At 43.7% G+C, this 14,764-nt stretch carries 20 protein-coding genes; all 20 read left to right on the top strand.

Annotated features, from left to right (window positions below; all coding sequences use genetic code 11):
- Positions 1-82 precede the first annotated feature (82 nt).
- The 20 genes from FHG67_RS19790 to FHG67_RS19700 are packed head-to-tail and all read left to right on the top strand — an operon-like array spanning position 83 to position 14,762.
- On the top strand, positions 83-1,231 hold the full coding sequence (locus tag FHG67_RS19790) for a structural protein (RefSeq protein WP_004498905.1): 1,149 nt from the start codon (positions 83-85) through the stop codon (positions 1,229-1,231).
- Positions 1,228-1,512: a hypothetical protein gene (locus FHG67_RS19785; RefSeq protein ID WP_004498908.1), complete on the top strand. Its 285-nt coding sequence runs from the start codon at positions 1,228-1,230 to the stop codon at positions 1,510-1,512. The genes FHG67_RS19790 and FHG67_RS19785 overlap by 4 nt, the downstream gene beginning before the upstream one ends.
- 48 nt (positions 1,513-1,560) lie before the next feature.
- Positions 1,561-2,799 (top strand): hypothetical protein, encoded by a 1,239-nt coding sequence (locus FHG67_RS19780; RefSeq protein ID WP_004498857.1) that lies wholly within the window; start codon positions 1,561-1,563, stop codon positions 2,797-2,799.
- Positions 2,796-3,161 carry a hypothetical protein gene (locus FHG67_RS19775; protein ID WP_004501524.1) on the top strand — a complete coding sequence of 122 codons (366 nt, stop codon included), beginning with the start codon at positions 2,796-2,798 and terminating at the stop codon, positions 3,159-3,161. The genes FHG67_RS19780 and FHG67_RS19775 overlap by 4 nt, the downstream gene beginning before the upstream one ends.
- 9 nt (positions 3,162-3,170) lie before the next feature.
- Positions 3,171-4,295 carry a phage major capsid protein gene (locus FHG67_RS19770; RefSeq protein WP_004498897.1) on the top strand — a complete coding sequence of 375 codons (1,125 nt, stop codon included), beginning with the start codon at positions 3,171-3,173 and terminating at the stop codon, positions 4,293-4,295.
- A gap of 14 nt (positions 4,296-4,309) precedes the next feature.
- The gene (locus tag FHG67_RS19765) at positions 4,310-4,729 is read left to right on the top strand and encodes a hypothetical protein (protein ID WP_004498889.1); all 420 of its coding nucleotides are present in this window, start codon (positions 4,310-4,312) and stop codon (positions 4,727-4,729) included.
- Positions 4,726-5,172 carry a hypothetical protein gene (locus FHG67_RS19760; protein WP_004501514.1) on the top strand — a complete coding sequence of 149 codons (447 nt, stop codon included), beginning with the start codon at positions 4,726-4,728 and terminating at the stop codon, positions 5,170-5,172. Before FHG67_RS19765 ends, FHG67_RS19760 begins: the two co-directional genes overlap by 4 nt.
- A complete protein-coding gene (locus FHG67_RS19755; RefSeq protein ID WP_004501526.1) occupies positions 5,169-5,624 on the top strand; it encodes a phage virion morphogenesis family protein in 456 nt (151 codons plus the stop codon). Before FHG67_RS19760 ends, FHG67_RS19755 begins: the two co-directional genes overlap by 4 nt.
- A complete protein-coding gene (locus FHG67_RS19750) occupies positions 5,621-6,241 on the top strand; it encodes an LIC10173 family protein (RefSeq protein ID WP_004501537.1) in 621 nt (206 codons plus the stop codon). The genes FHG67_RS19755 and FHG67_RS19750 overlap by 4 nt, the downstream gene beginning before the upstream one ends.
- Positions 6,238-6,525, top strand: a complete 288-nt coding sequence (locus tag FHG67_RS19745; RefSeq protein WP_004501545.1) for a hypothetical protein — start codon at positions 6,238-6,240, stop codon at positions 6,523-6,525. The genes FHG67_RS19750 and FHG67_RS19745 overlap by 4 nt, the downstream gene beginning before the upstream one ends.
- Before the next feature lie 59 nt (positions 6,526-6,584).
- Entirely contained in the window at positions 6,585-8,072 is a 1,488-nt protein-coding gene (locus FHG67_RS19740; protein ID WP_004498860.1) for a DUF2586 family protein, read from the top strand.
- Between the two features lie 11 nt (positions 8,073-8,083).
- Complete coding sequence (locus tag FHG67_RS19735) at positions 8,084-8,518, top strand: hypothetical protein (protein ID WP_004501550.1); 435 nt, start codon at positions 8,084-8,086, stop codon at positions 8,516-8,518.
- Between the two features lie 53 nt (positions 8,519-8,571).
- Positions 8,572-8,982 carry an LIC_10177 family protein gene (locus FHG67_RS19730; RefSeq protein WP_004498843.1) on the top strand — a complete coding sequence of 137 codons (411 nt, stop codon included), beginning with the start codon at positions 8,572-8,574 and terminating at the stop codon, positions 8,980-8,982.
- 53 nt (positions 8,983-9,035) lie between these two features.
- Positions 9,036-9,191, top strand: coding sequence for a hypothetical protein (locus FHG67_RS21900; protein WP_004501516.1), 156 nt, complete (start codon positions 9,036-9,038; stop codon positions 9,189-9,191).
- A gap of 16 nt (positions 9,192-9,207) precedes the next feature.
- Entirely contained in the window at positions 9,208-11,832 is a 2,625-nt protein-coding gene (locus FHG67_RS19725) for a phage tail tape measure protein (protein WP_004501534.1), read from the top strand.
- Positions 11,829-12,374 carry a DUF6046 domain-containing protein gene (locus FHG67_RS19720; RefSeq protein ID WP_004498912.1) on the top strand — a complete coding sequence of 182 codons (546 nt, stop codon included), beginning with the start codon at positions 11,829-11,831 and terminating at the stop codon, positions 12,372-12,374. Before FHG67_RS19725 ends, FHG67_RS19720 begins: the two co-directional genes overlap by 4 nt.
- Positions 12,371-12,739 (top strand): tail protein X, encoded by a 369-nt coding sequence (locus FHG67_RS19715; protein ID WP_004498896.1) that lies wholly within the window; start codon positions 12,371-12,373, stop codon positions 12,737-12,739. Before FHG67_RS19720 ends, FHG67_RS19715 begins: the two co-directional genes overlap by 4 nt.
- Positions 12,740-13,831, top strand: a complete 1,092-nt coding sequence (locus FHG67_RS19710) for a hypothetical protein (RefSeq protein ID WP_004501511.1) — start codon at positions 12,740-12,742, stop codon at positions 13,829-13,831.
- The gene (locus FHG67_RS19705) at positions 13,828-14,400 is read left to right on the top strand and encodes a hypothetical protein (protein WP_004498866.1); all 573 of its coding nucleotides are present in this window, start codon (positions 13,828-13,830) and stop codon (positions 14,398-14,400) included. The genes FHG67_RS19710 and FHG67_RS19705 overlap by 4 nt, the downstream gene beginning before the upstream one ends.
- A complete protein-coding gene (locus tag FHG67_RS19700; RefSeq protein ID WP_004498902.1) occupies positions 14,400-14,762 on the top strand; it encodes an LIC10183 family protein in 363 nt (120 codons plus the stop codon). The genes FHG67_RS19705 and FHG67_RS19700 overlap by 1 nt, the downstream gene beginning before the upstream one ends.
- Positions 14,763-14,764: the final 2 nt, after the last annotated feature.

Raw genomic sequence — 14,764 nt, 5'->3', positions numbered from 1 at the left:
TAAAGAAGTTCTGAGTGGAATCAAATTCGAACTCGATTCGGATGACGCGGTAAAGGTAATCACAGACTACATTGTCCGCGAGATGGGGGACAAATTTCCGGATTTAACTCGGGCTCAAGTCGAGGAATTTACACGCGAAGCGTGGAAGATCGGCCAAGCGTATGAAGTCGGTGTAAAGGATATCGCGCCTCGAATCAATCAGGACGCGATCGATTTTTTCGGCCGATTAAACAACGCGGACTACGGAAAACTTTTTAACTCGCAACGAACCGTTTTTGAAGAATCGATTCGTTCCGTATTGGATGGAAGTAAAACAAAAACCGAAGCACTAAAAAAACTGAAAGAGAAACTCGGAGTGGATCTTGAAAACAAAAAAATTACCGAGAGAATCGACGACATTTTTCGAAACAAAATATATACGTCTCAGAATTTTTCCAGAATTCAGCGGATGCACATACTCGGAATTGCGGAAGTGGAAATTGTCGCGATTATGGATGCGAAGACTTCTCCAATTTGCAGAGAACTGAACGGACGTAAATTCCAGGTTTCGGAAATGAGCGACTTCGTTGAGGAGTTCATCAGCACTCCGGTAGACGAGAATTTTTGGAACAAGTATCATCCTCCAACCGCAAAGGAAATCAAAGATTTTCCAGGAATGAAATCCTCGGAAATTTTGAAAACTCTCTCGGTAAAGTGTCCGCCGTTTCATTTTAAGTGTCGGACAACGATCGTAACGTTTGTGAAATCGGTTATTAATCGGATTACCGAAAGCGGACAGACTCCCCTGATGGGGAAAATTGAAAGTCCGTTAAATCCTATGGAGAGAGCTAAAAATAGAAATGAAGTTAGAACGGAAAGCTTAAGTGGTCTCGAACAAGAGGAACTTCTGAATAAAATTTCATCGCTCCAAGGAAACGCAGTTTGGAATTCAGACAGGTTGAAGACCAGTTGGAAAAAACGAGTTGCGGATGGAAATTCCGGTATATTTGGAAAAACAGAGGCCACATACGCATCTAAGGCCATTGATGTTTTGAAAAACTTCAATACACTGTATGCGTATTCGATGGAAGATAAAAAGACGAAATTTAAGTCTTTCAAATTTGGTTTTGTTCAAGATCAAAAAGGCGGAGGAAAATTTTTCGTTCCGGTAAATGCGGAAACGTTCGAGATCGAAAATCTCTTTTTGCTGGAGATAGAAAGCATTACGGATTCTTTATTGAAGGTCACATGAAACGCGAGCGAATTTTGAAACTGATCGAAACCGTCGAAGGTGGTAGCGTCGAAGAGCAAGAAATGATTGTCCAAATCCTCGACGAGATAGATGGAAAGTTTGAAGATTGCGACGCGAATCTGGTTCGTAAATTTTCGTTACTTTCTCACCTATTCGGTGGAATGGATTTGTCTGAAAGTTCGTGGAGATTTTTCCCGGACGAAATTTCTTCAGGAAAATATCCTTTGGAAAAACTTCCCGAGCATGTGCGAGAAATCGCCAACGAGTTATACTACAAATAAAAAGCGGGAATCCGCACACTACTTAAACGCTTCCTTTGAGTGGAAGCAATGGCAACTAAAAAGACAGAAAAGAAACAACTCCAATACGACTCTCACGGTTGGGCAACACTTGATAATGGCGTTAGACTAAATTGTTCCGGTCAAGGCTCCGTTGTATTATTTGCGTCTGGAGCTGTTCTATCCGGTGGTGGAAAATTATCTACTCCAACAATTCCACAAGAGCCAATTTCTTCGGATTTACCGTATGTTGAACACGATTTCAGAATGTTGTCTAAGGCATTCATTGAGTGTTATGCACTCGATTTTACAAAGGACAATGTTCTAAAAAATGCAACGTCTCTGTTCGCAACGAAGATTTACAAAGATCATGAAACATTTGTAGAAAATTCTATTGGCGCAGTCATCGACCCAACTTGGAGTGATGAAAAGAATAACGAAGGAGTCAACGGCAGATTTAGGTTCTTTAAAAAATTTGCCTCATCCATCATCGATCGGTTAGAAACCGATCCTCCGATTTTGGATTCGTGTTCTGTCGGAATTCAATTCACGTTTATCAAATCTCATCCATATCTTGAAAACTTTTACTGGCATCTTGGAGAAGAAATCGAAGGTTCTATTGTTCGTTTGATCATCACTAAGATCATCACGGTTTCGGAAGTTTCCATAGTATGCGCTGGCGCGGACCCTAACGCCAAAAAATTATCACTGAATCATTTTGACGAAACCTCGTCCGAGTCGGGGGAGGAAGAACCACAAACGGAGGAAAATATGAAACTCAAAGCTAAATTACTTTTGGCCTTGGGTCTTTCGTTGGAATCTCTCGGTCTGGAAAAACAGGGCGAAGAAGTGGAGTTGTCTGCTGAAAAATACGAGGTCGTTTTACAAAAAGCGGGCTTGGAATATTCGAAGTTAAAGACGGCTCTCGATACCTACGCAAGACTCACAAATCAAGAAAGTTTTTCAGCAGGGTTTGATCACGAATCAAACGTTGCAACGTTGAACGAACTCTTGGGAGAGCCGAGAAAAATACTCGAACAAAATCGAAACGAAGTTCTGAAGGCATACCGTTTATTTGTAAACGGAAAAGCGGACAAGACGATCGAAGAGATGATCGAGAGTGCAGACTTGAAACAACTCAAAGCACTTGCTAATCAATACGGAATCAAATTGAACGAAAAATTTCCAGTTCGCACAGATGAACTTGGAAATCTTACACGTGGTTCCGGTAACGGTGGCGGTGAATTGGAAGACACCGAACCTTACATGACCGTGGAGATACCAGCATGAACCCATTTTCAACAAAAGCAACAGGATTAAGAGAACCGGAACTGATAACGTTCGATAACACGAATAACCTTACAGATAATTCGATCGGTCAGCCAGTTATCGTATCCGGCGAAATGACAGTTTCATTAGCGCCGAACGGATCGAAATTCGATGGTTTCGTCAGTAGCATAGACAAGAAGTCTGTCACCGTTCAAATCGAAGGAAGTTTCGAAAGTTCCTATTCAGGGAACGTTCCTTCTTACGGTCGTGACACTTTGGCCTCAGATGGAAACGGTGCAATCAAGAAAGATGTTGGAGGGGATGTCTTTCTCGTTCTTTCGATCGATACTGCAGGCAAGCGCGTATCGTTCATTCGGTTATAAGGAGGAATCATGTCACTTACCAAAAAGAAACGAAAACTTCGCTTTAAAAAAAGCGAGATCAAAGAACTGTCTCTCGAAAAAGGAATGTATCAACAACTCGACACGAACAAATGTGCGGTTCCTCTATCCAAAATTATCGAGCAGATGGAGGAAAAAGCAGGATTCGATCCGTTCGATCAAAAATCCGATGTAGGTTTAATGAATCCGGTCGAACGCCAGTTGCTGATTAATGGAGTCGATGTATTCAATAGCGCGACCCTGATCGAAGATTTCTTCAAAACCAACAACACCAAAATTCTTTTTCCAGCGTTCATCAGTGATCAGATCTATTTAGGAATGGGGTTAGGTCAGATGGAACTTTCCGTTGAAGACCTAAAAGCTACTTCCCAAAAAATCTCTTCGACTGCAATCGAGAAGATCGGTATCGATTTCGAGAAAGAAGATGTCGATGTAGCTACCGTTGGTGAGGGAGGTAACTTTCCAGGAGCGAAAATCGCTTTAAAAACCGGATCTGTCTCAATGAAAAAAGTCGGTCGGAAGATGATCATCTCCTACGAGGCCGCGCGAAGAGTGAATATCGATATTCTGAAAATTTATCTTCAAAGAATCGGATATCGCTTGGGTCAGCAAATGGCACAAGAGGGTTTAAGGGTTCTTATGGACGGTGATGGAACCCCAGGGTCTGCCGCTCCGATTTCTTACACGAAAGCAAACGAATGGAAGTATGCCGATATCATTCGACTGATCTATGGGCAATTTAAGAAAGGTCAAACTGCTACAACTGTAGTTTTGAACAACGAGTTCCTTTTGGACGTGCTTACGGATGAAATCAATTTCAAGCAGTTCCAATCTTTGAATATTGCGGAAAAATTTATCACCTCCGGAGAGATTCAAGGATTTTTTGGCCGAGCTTGGAAAACGTCCGAATTCGTTCCAGATAAGACGATGATTGCTTTCGATAAAACTTCCTGTCTATCGTATTTCGAAGAAGCGAAATCTTCGCTTATCGAAACAGACAAGATTATCGACAAGCAACTGGAACAAACTGTAATCAGTTTGAATTTTGGATTCACGAAATTGTTTCAAGCCGCTTGTCACCAAAAGACTCTTCAAACAATTCCATCCGGTTCGTAAGGAGAAGTAAAACAATGATCAACGTGTTATCTGACCTCAAAGCGCTCGTCGGAGTAAAACCCTCCGACCTGGATATGAACGATTCCGTAAAACTCACAACCGACAAAACAGAATTCGAGGAGTTTTTGGAATCGGTGGCGGATAACGCGTTGAAACTCATTCAAAGTTGGGGCTATTCCGTTCCGGCAGCTCCTTTTCCGCGGGAGCTTCGGAGAGCGGAAGTCCTTTTGGTAAAAGCGGAAATCATCGAGGAACATGGACTGTTAGACGTCGTTGACCCTATGGAATTCCAAGTAGGCGGTCAGAATGGAGAACGTAGGAAGATGCAAAAACTTTCCTCGGAAGAGCGTGGCGAAAAAGCCGCCTCATTTCGAAATCGGGCGTATGTAACTCTTTTCGGAAGGTCGCCTGAACCGGGGTCGATATTTGCATGAGTGTAGAAGGAATGCTAAGGCGTTCATATCTAAAACACACAAATGCAGATTTCACGATCTTAAAATCGACTCTGGAAACTGCGGTCGGTGACAACGAGTTAAACTCGTTTCGAAAAACAAACTGGACTCGATTGAAACGTGTTCGAGGATATTTTGATTTCAATACTCAAACGGAAACCAAAGGAACGGGAGGAGAAAGACAAGGTTACGATGCGATTGCGGAAATTCTTTTCGATGAAATCGAATCCGTATCGAATCAACTGGATCAAAATTGTCGGATCTTTCGCGGGACGATTCCTTTGGAGATTGCTATCACCGACGAACATGCGAAATTCGCGTGGAGGATTGAAAAGTTTTTACCGGGGAAACACAGTGGAAACTTTTCTGTGATTGTGATCGGTTTGAATCTGCCGGAAAAAGGAAATCAGGTTTTTTTAAGATGAGCGGAATTTCGTATAAAGATAACTTGAAGAACTTGTTTCGAAACGCAACCGACAAACTTCAATCTTGTATCGGAAGCGCGAATATTAAAAACGCATATCTTTTACAGGCACTCATTACGAAGGGTTTTCGAGATCAAAAATACGTTTCTCAATATGAAGCGTTGCATCCGGAGACGATTGCCAGAAAGGCCAAAAAGGGGTTCGATCCAAGGTTTTTGATCGAGGGAGACAAGAGTAAATCGGAAGATTTATGGAAAAGTTTCGAAGTTGCGACTCTCGGAAAATATGAGGCTGTCGTCGGAACGAACGCTAAATATGCGAGAGCCCACGAGTTCGGATATGAAGCTGGTGGAATTCCAGCGCGTCCGGTTCTTGGACCGTCCATTGACGAAGGTTACGAACAGTTCAAAGAAAATTACAAAAACGGAATGCGGGAGTTTATGAAACAATGAAAATCGGACATATCAAATACCTAAAGAATTTGATTCGGTCGATTCAAGCGAGTCCGGAACCACCCGAAACGGAACCGCGTCAACTCATTCCGAACGATCGGATTTTCGAAGTTCATCCGCCGGATGACAAGTTTCAGGAATTGGTTCCGTTTTGTGTCGTCGAACATTCTCCGAATCAACCGGAACGAAACGGACGAAGAACCGAGCGACTCGAACCTACGATGATCGACGGAGTAAAAAATCTTCAATACCTGAAGGAGCATTACAAACAGGAATACAAATACGTTTTGAATTTCTGGTTAAACAATGTGAAGCAAGATCTTCTTTCCAAAGGAGATTTTACAGGCAGTCCAATTGATTCCGGAATCGTAGATCAAGCCCTGATCTATATCGCAAAAAATGAACGTTATGCTACCACGCAAGGTGCAACCGTAGAAATCCGGCCGGGAAAAACCGCTCTCGTTACCGATCCAGCGGAACGTTTGAGTCTCTACAAGATTTACCTGGAAGTGATTTTCGAAGACGGAATTTTTGAAGTGGAGCAAGTTCCTACGTTGGCTTCGGGAACTTTTGAAATCGAGGAGCCAACGGAAATAGTAAGTTCGGAGGAATTATGAAAGCAGACGAGTTTATTCAAAAACACAAAATCAGGCCGGCACTTGCGGTAGGATTCAAAGAACATTTACGACTTGATCCGGAAAGTGATATAGAGGAAGATTATCTGACTGCGACTTTTCAAGAATTCGCGGGAGTAAAACCGGATGGGTCTTCGCTCGAAAAAGTAAGTGATGCAGATCCGAGACAAAGTTTCAGTCAAGCGAAAGGACTCAAACTTTCCGATGAAGGACTTGTCAAAGCGCGGACACCAAAAGAAGTTGTCTCCGCCGACGAAAAAAAATAAAGAGCGCGGATAACGCGCGATAAAATCTACTTACTCGCTCCGAAAACAGGAGCGAACGAATGGCAACAGGCGATGTTTCCACATATCACCAAGACGGTGGAATCAACTTTAGCGACGTAAAACCGGATCGTGTCGGTTCCAAAGTAGGAACCGCAGAAACGGGAGACGCAAATCGAATTTACATAATCAATAACGCACCACAGGCGCGGGACGTGTTTGGTCGAGGCGAACTTGTAAGATCTCTCGAACAATTTTTTGAAGAGTTCGACGAATCGAAAGGACAAAAACCGGTTCCGGTTCTTTGTGTTCGTCCCGAGAGCGACATCGCTGGAATTGTCGGAACTCCGACGAAAACCGGCACTGGTTTAGCTGCTCTTCCGACAATTGCTGGAACTCCATTAGGTAACAGAAACGTTGTTCTGAAAATCACAAAATCGGGCGCACACGGAACCGCAGAATACCGTAAGTCTACAGACGGTGGAGAAAACTTTTCGTCTCCGATCATAACGCCCGCTTCCGGTTCTCCGATCTCTCTCGATGTTGGAGTTACGGCAACTTTCGTGAATGCGTCCACTCCAACAAACACATTTGTTTCGGGTGACACGTATACGTTTCCGATTTCGGGACCGACCGCATCCACCGCGTCCCGACTTACCGCAGTCGAAACACTGAAAAGAGAATACCGGTCCTACTGGATTCACGTTCTCGGTCCTGCAACGCGAGCTTTTGCGATGTCGTGCAACGCGATTTTGGAAGAGATGGAAACCCTGCATCACCTCCCTTCCTTTATCATCCTCGAAGCTCGCGGAAAGAATGATTCGGAAACCGTTCCACAGTATTCCCAATACATCCAAGACGAATTCGATCCGTTCTCGTCTCCGAAAGGAAGAGTGATGATAGCCGTCGGAGAAGCTCGCTACATTCCGGGTGGAGTCAAAGCCGCCGGTGGATTTTCCGCAGTGAAATCAGCCGGAAACACAATGGGAGAATGGAGAAACTTCGCGACCATGGCGACCGCAAAAATCGCCGCGGCTCCGGTTAACGTTTCGATCGGTTATGTGAAAGACATGCGGTCTTTAACTTTCTCCGAGGTCCGTTATTGGAACGAGGGATACAGAGACTACATGGATCTGTTACACGACATGGGTCTTATGGTCCTTAAAGAATACGATGACTACGAAGGGATTTTCGTAGCACGCGACAAGATCAAAGCGGTCAGCTCTTCCGATTTCAAAGAACTGCCCGAGAGAAGACGTGCGGACAAGATGCACCGCATTCTTTACCGCGAATCTCTTCAATTCCTGAATATGGATACGGAAGTCGATTCCGGTTCCGGCGGTCTCGATTATCTCAAAACCTACATCGATTCCAAAATCTCCGCAGAGATGGAAGCGCCCGGAAGAAAGGAAATTTCCGGACACGAGATCGTCTTAGATCCGAACAAAACGTTCAAAGTGGATCGGATTCTGAGAGCGAAATGTAGAATGTTCGTAAGCAATCGAACCCAAGCGATCGAGTGGGAAACTTCCTTCGCAACACAAAAATAGGAGATTAGAAAATGGCATTAGAAGTAGTAAAGGAAAACTATAGCTTCACAGGCCTTGAGTTTAAATTGTTCGGTTATGACATGGTGAACTTTTCGTCGTTCAAATTCGAGCATGCCGTCGAGATCGAACTCACCTACGGAAAGTCCGGCGAGGTCGTGGGATATACCACAAAGAACTACAAACGAACTCTGTCCGCAGAAATCTATTTCGAGGAATTGGATCGTTTGGTTTTACTCGCGGCACCGTACGGCGGACTGATTGAAAAACTTCCGCCTGCGCCGCTCACCGCGATTTTGACAGCGGAAGGACGACCCGATTTCAAATACATCGCTCCGGCGGTCAAAATCACAAAATACAACGCGGATATCAAATCCGGAAACTCGGGAGCGATCGCGGTTCCGTTGGAACTGGCGCTTCTCTCGATTCCGGTCATCACGTTTGCGTAAAGACAGAAAAAACTACTTAAGAGTTTCTAAATTTAGAATATAAGGAAAACAATATGAATCAATTAGTAGACTCGATTCCGGCACTCAAAGAAGCGGTTGGGAAACTTCCTAACCCCTATAAAATTATCGATGACGATTTTCTTTCTAAACACAAAAACGAAATCGAGGAAATGAAACTTCATTTCGTTGGCAAAGGGGGGCTGCATTTGCTGGATGTCGGTGAAGACAGAAAGATCATCTGTCGAGTTCCCAACAAAACTCAAGTAGAAGAAACACTAGAAAAGTCCAGAAAAGAAAAGCAAATCGACGTCGCTCACCGGCTTGTTGGTCAGTGTTGTTTGTATCCTCCTATCGAAGTTTTGAACGAATGGGCGCAGGATTCTCCAGGGATATTTCTCCCGCTCAGTAATAAGCTTCTTGAGTTGACTGCTACCATCAAAGAGGTTACCGCAAAAAAGCTATAAACAATCGTCTTCACGAACTTCGACAAGGAATTGGTGCGTTGGAAGTTCTATCCATGCACTATTTTCCTGGACGGAAATTTGAATATCCAGAAGACGGGGATGAAAGGGATCAATTCGAAATTCGACTTGCCGCAGAATTGGAATACATTCGGGAAATTGAAATCAATACGATGGCCCGCGCAATCGTCAGAGCGTTTAACGGGGAATAAGAACAGGAGAGGAATCATGGACAGCTCAATTTTTGAACTCGGAGTAGTGATTACTCTACGCGACTTAGCGTCAAACAAACTCGACGAAATTAACGACAAGTGGGACGCCATGCGTAAAAAATTGGGAGAAACACACTCGGATGTCGTGAAAATGGAGGGCGCTATTGGCAACATGAAAGTTGGCGGCGCGCTTCTCGGAGCCGGATTGGCCGTCGGATCTCTCACAATGAGTTTTGTCAATGCCCGAATGGAAACATCCAAACTGGAGGGGAACCTCAAGTCTCTCGGACTCGCTTCGAAAGAAGTTGATAATATAACGAAAGCAGCATATTCAATGTCGTCGGGGATGGGAGAATCGACCGATACAATATTAACTGGTATCTATGATCTAAAATCGGCTGTTAGTGATTTAAACGGAACCGAAATAGTAGATTTTACACAATCTGTTTTAGACGCCGCGATAGCAACAAAAGGGAATTTTGAGGGAATGTCAAAACTCTTCGGAATGACATTTCATCAATTCAAACATCTATACTCCGATATGGATAATGTGGAGTTTGGTAAAAATATAGCGAATGATATTGCGTGGGCTGCAAATGTTTACCGCGCGGATGGTCAAACAATCGAGCAAGCGATGAAGAGCATTGGTTCGACTGCGGCATCACTAAAAATATCTCTTGAGGAAGAATCAGCTGTTTTGGGTATGTTGTTAAACACGATGGACCCAGGTGTGGCGGGAACTTCCTGGAAATCATATCTAACTCATTTAAATGAAGGTTTTAGTAAACTGGGTCTGAACGCATACAACGCGAATGGAAAACTAAAAAACACGTCAGAGCAACTCGCAGAACTTCGTAAAAAATTTGGGAACTCCTTGGATATAGGGGAGTTGGACATCATAAAAAAAGCGTATGGTTCCGATGAGGCCGTACAATTTATCAATACTCTCCTACCAAAGACAGACGAATTAGGAGATAAAATACATGAAATTGTAGAACTCAGTAAAAACAAAGATTATCGTTATCTAGAAATCGCAAAACAAGCAAATCTCGAATCTCTTCCAACTCAAATGAAACGTGTCTCAGAAGGTTGGGAGAATTTTCAAAAAATCCTTGGAAAAGGAATCGAAGATTCCGGTCTCAAGACAGTCGTTTCGCTTTTTGCGAATGGACTTTCGATCGTAAACGATTTTCTAAAAGAGAATCCGAGACTTGCGGAGTTTGCCGGAACGTTTCTGATGCTCACAACAACCGCCGCTCTCGGAGCCGGTGCATTTCTCGTTTTGAAAGGAGCTTGGACCGCGCTCTCCGTTGCGATGAATCTTGGTCTCGTTTCGAATCCGCTCGGTTGGATCGTGATCGGGGTTGTCGCCGCGATCGCCGGAATCTCACTCCTTATAACCTATTGGGATGAGATCAAAACGGCGGCGGTTGGTGCCTGGACTTGGATCACAGAAACTTGGGCGGGTCTTGGAGGTTTTGTCAAACTTCTTGTAGCTGGGTTTCTTCCTTTCATCGGAATTCCTCTTTTGATTCACGAACATTGGTCTACGATCAAGGATTTTCTTTTCGGGATCTGGGATGGAATCATATCCGCAGGCGCACAGATCAAATCAATGTGGAGTGATTCTCCTTCTTGGGTTAAGGGTCTGGTATATGGTCTCGCTTTACTCACATTACCCGTAACCTGGATGATAGCGGTTCCGGCTCTCATCATAGCTCACTGGGATACGCTCAAGAATTTTGTAACCGGATTTGTTTCTCAAGTCGTAGATGCGTTTCACTCACTCCCGTATGGAATTAAGGAAGCTCTAATATTAGCGTTTGTAAATCCGTTCTTGGGCCTCGGAAGTTTAATCTGGTCCGCGCTCAGTAATGTAATCGGGAATATTCGTAATCGGATGAAAGAGTCCGGATTGAGTTTGTTTGAAGCGTTCGGTCTCGGAATCTTAGATTCAATCAACGATTTGAAAACGACAGTCAATTCCGTAATGAGCGTTATCGCTCGTTTTCTTCCTCACTCGAATGCGGATGAAGGACCGCTATCCAATTTAACCGGAAGTGGGGCCGCGTTTGTGGATACGTTCGCTTTGGGAATGAAACAGAGGAAAGCATTTCTTGCAACGACAATGATCGATGTAGCAAGTTCATTCGATCAGAAAGTTGAAACAGCGAAAGACTACGGACTCAAATTTGTGGATACCTTTAAAGATGGAATGCTTTCTGGAGTGAACACAATTACGAAAGGAATTAATACACTTTGGGGTAAAGGAGTTGTTCCAAACGTGAATCAATCGGATGCAAAAGAGGGCCCTCTATCAAAAACCAGTCATTTTGGAAGATCCTTCGTCTCGACATACGTATCCGGAATCGAAACAGAAACACCCCGTCTAAAACCGGTGATGCAACGATTCAACGAAGTTTTGAACCCCGAAAAAGGAATCATCCGCAGACTCAAAGAAGAGTCCGATGGAGAGGATGGAGGAATACTTTCCGGAAAGAACGGATCTACAATCAGCATTGGAAGTTTAATCGGACAACTCGTCATCGGAGGCGGGAAAGAAAACAAACGTCAGATTGGAGAAATTTTAGCGGATGCGCTCTTCGATGAACTCGACCGGTATGAGGAAGTTCCAGCATGATCGGAGGAATAACACCGCCAATTGCACCAGCAGGTTACATTCCTCCGGAGATCATTACCGGGGACACTGATCGACTTGTAATCAGTCCAGGAATTCTAACGGATTATGAATTCCCTTCCGGAACAAAATTCACCTTGCGGAAGGAGAAGAGAATCGTTTTAACAGCGATTCCCGGAGGATCCGGAACAGTGAAAGAACTAACGGGTCAAGACGATTGGACAATCACGATCGAAACCACGTTACTGGCGGCTGTGTATGGAGCGGGATTACTTGCGGCCCCTTCCAACCCCTTAATCAAGACGATGATTCAGCAGGTAAAAGAGATACGAAGAATTTGGGAAAACACAGAATCTATCGGACTCACTCATTCCCTTCTGAACGCATTAGGAATTAAGAATGTAGTATTCAAATCGATTCAAGTTTCGAACGCAACCATTCAATACAGCCAACCTGTAACGTTTGTTTTCTTGAGTGACAATGACATTGATTTGGATCAAGCTTCTTTAGAAGCGAAACGTTCGATCGTGGAATCCTCTATATGAATTCTTTCTATGTTCTCAAACCAAACGATACACTACAACGTCTTGCGGCAAGATATTATGGCAGGTGGGAAATTTGGAGACTGATCTTTGATTCAAACCCACACCTCAGCAGTTGGAAATCCCTTCCAGTCGGAGTTCAAATCGAAATCCCAATTCCCCGAACCGACGATATAAATCATACAATCCGTGACGGTGATACGTACGAAAGTTTGAGTCTCTCCTATTATGGAACGGAACATTTTTCCGGAAGGATTCGAGACGCAAACGAAAATCTCCAACCTTATGAAAATATAGGTTCCGTTCTATTCATTCCCTCGCTGATAGAAAAATCAGATTTGGTAAATGCAAAAAGGAGAATGATGTAAATGCTCGTCTTAGAACAAGAATTGAGCATAGGCGGACTCAAGTTCCCGGTTGTGTCGGAAGTGGTTCTCGAATCCTCAAGGGAAATTCCGACCGATGTTTTGAATATTAAACTTCCGAAATACAGAAATTTGAAGAAAGATTCCATTCAGAAATTTGCGAAAGTAGAATGGAAAGCCGGTTACAAACAATATGGACTTTTCCCCGAGTTCTGCGGTTACGTTTTGGAAGTCAGTCAAAGCGTCCCATTATCAATCAAATGTGTAGACCCGTTTTTTTTCTGCCAACGAAAGACTATGACAAGAAGTTATAGCAACGAATCACTGCTTTCATTTTTAAACGATTGTATTCATCCTCAGATAAAAACTGACGTATCGATTCTAATTCGCGATTCAGATATTCCATCCATTATTAGTCTTGAATGTGCTGGAAAGTCGGCGCGATATGCTCTTTCACGGTTAAAGGAAACGCTTGGTGTGGATGTTTTTTTTCACGATTGGAAACTTGTTGTTCAAAAGGCATTGGTTCATCCAAACCTTTTCGAGAAAACGAAGAACAAAAAGATCCAGAAAACGCAAAATACTTCCGCATCTGGATCTTCCAATCCTTCTGGAAACTTTCCGGCGTTTCGAGTTGGTTTCAACATAATTCAAGACGAACTCATAGCAAGAGAAAAGAAAGAAATCAAAATCACAGTGCGAGGTGAGAACCCGAAAACGGGGACAACATACAAAGGATCGTATGGAACAGGAGAGGAAAGATTTTTTGAAGTGGATGGGCTTGATAAAGCGGGCGCGGAAAAAAGAGCGAAAGAACTCTTTATGGAACACTGTGGATCCGGATATAACGGAAAATTCGTAACGTTCGGATATCCGCCGGTCACTCACTCGCAAGTCATCCACGTTATAGATCCGGAAGAACCTTCGAGAACTGCGAAATCTTTTGTAGAGAAAGTGACAAAAACGTTCGGAATCGGCGGTTATCGTCAAGAAATCCACCCCGGATTTTTCTTCGAACCTCCGAAAAAATCGGGATCAAAGCCGTCCAAAAACGAAAGCAAATTCCGAAATGATTATACTGGACCGCAACCATGAAAAAACAATCGTTAGTCGATCTTGTCGTAAAAGCGTGGACTCTTGGCTTTCCGGTTTATTGGCCGGAAAGCGGAACCATAGAATCTGTGGACAAGGTGAACAAGACGCTCAAGGTAAAAGTTGGTGACATTTTCCGAAACGACGTAACTTGGACTGATCCGGTCATTCCGCGAGAGGGCTCAAAGTGTTTGCTCATCGCGCGAAACAACAAATCGGAACGTTATACAGCGTTTGCGTTTGAGAAGGTGGACGAAATCAAAACCAAAATCGCGGATACCGTCGAAGTCGATATTTCGAAAGATCAAGCATTCGTAAATTTCAATAATCTAATCAAGATTTCCATTACTCCAACCGGATTTTTGCTTGATTTGGGTGGGCAAAAGTTCACGATTATGGGTGACGTGGAACAAATAGGTAACTTCAAAACCAGCGGAAAAGTAGACGCAAAGATGGAAGTAACCGCGTTTTCGGAAACTCCGAATTCGGTGGGACTCTCCACTCACGTGACCGATTATGTGGATACGCCGGTCGGTCCGGCGGTTACAAGCAAACCGAAGGCAGGAACCTGATGATTGATTTCGCAAATGATACTCTCTCGTTCGGCGATCTCGTTTTGGATTCTTCGAACGATGATTTTCAAACCGATTTAAATCCGGTTCGAATTGTTCTTTCCGAAGTTCGGGAAATGTTTGAAATGACGGTCGCGGACGATCTGGATTATCCGGAGATTTATAGTCGTCAACGCGCCGCTCAAAACTCCACAGAGTTTATGGATCAGGCCGCGCGAATTCGAGACGCGGAAAGAATTCTAAATTTACACCCGATGATTGACTCAAATTCAATCGATGTTGGTCTAAATTCTGAGAATGGACTTGTTGTAAGTTTTAAGCTCAAAACCGGAGAAGCGATTCAGGGCTTTGTGATGGGGTAAAC

The sequence above is a fragment of the Leptospira weilii genome (assembly GCF_006874765.1).
Lineage (GTDB): Bacteria > Spirochaetota > Leptospiria > Leptospirales > Leptospiraceae > Leptospira > Leptospira weilii.
The sequence above is the reverse complement of the archived record's forward strand: the minus strand, read 5'-3'. Positions and strand labels throughout refer to the sequence as shown.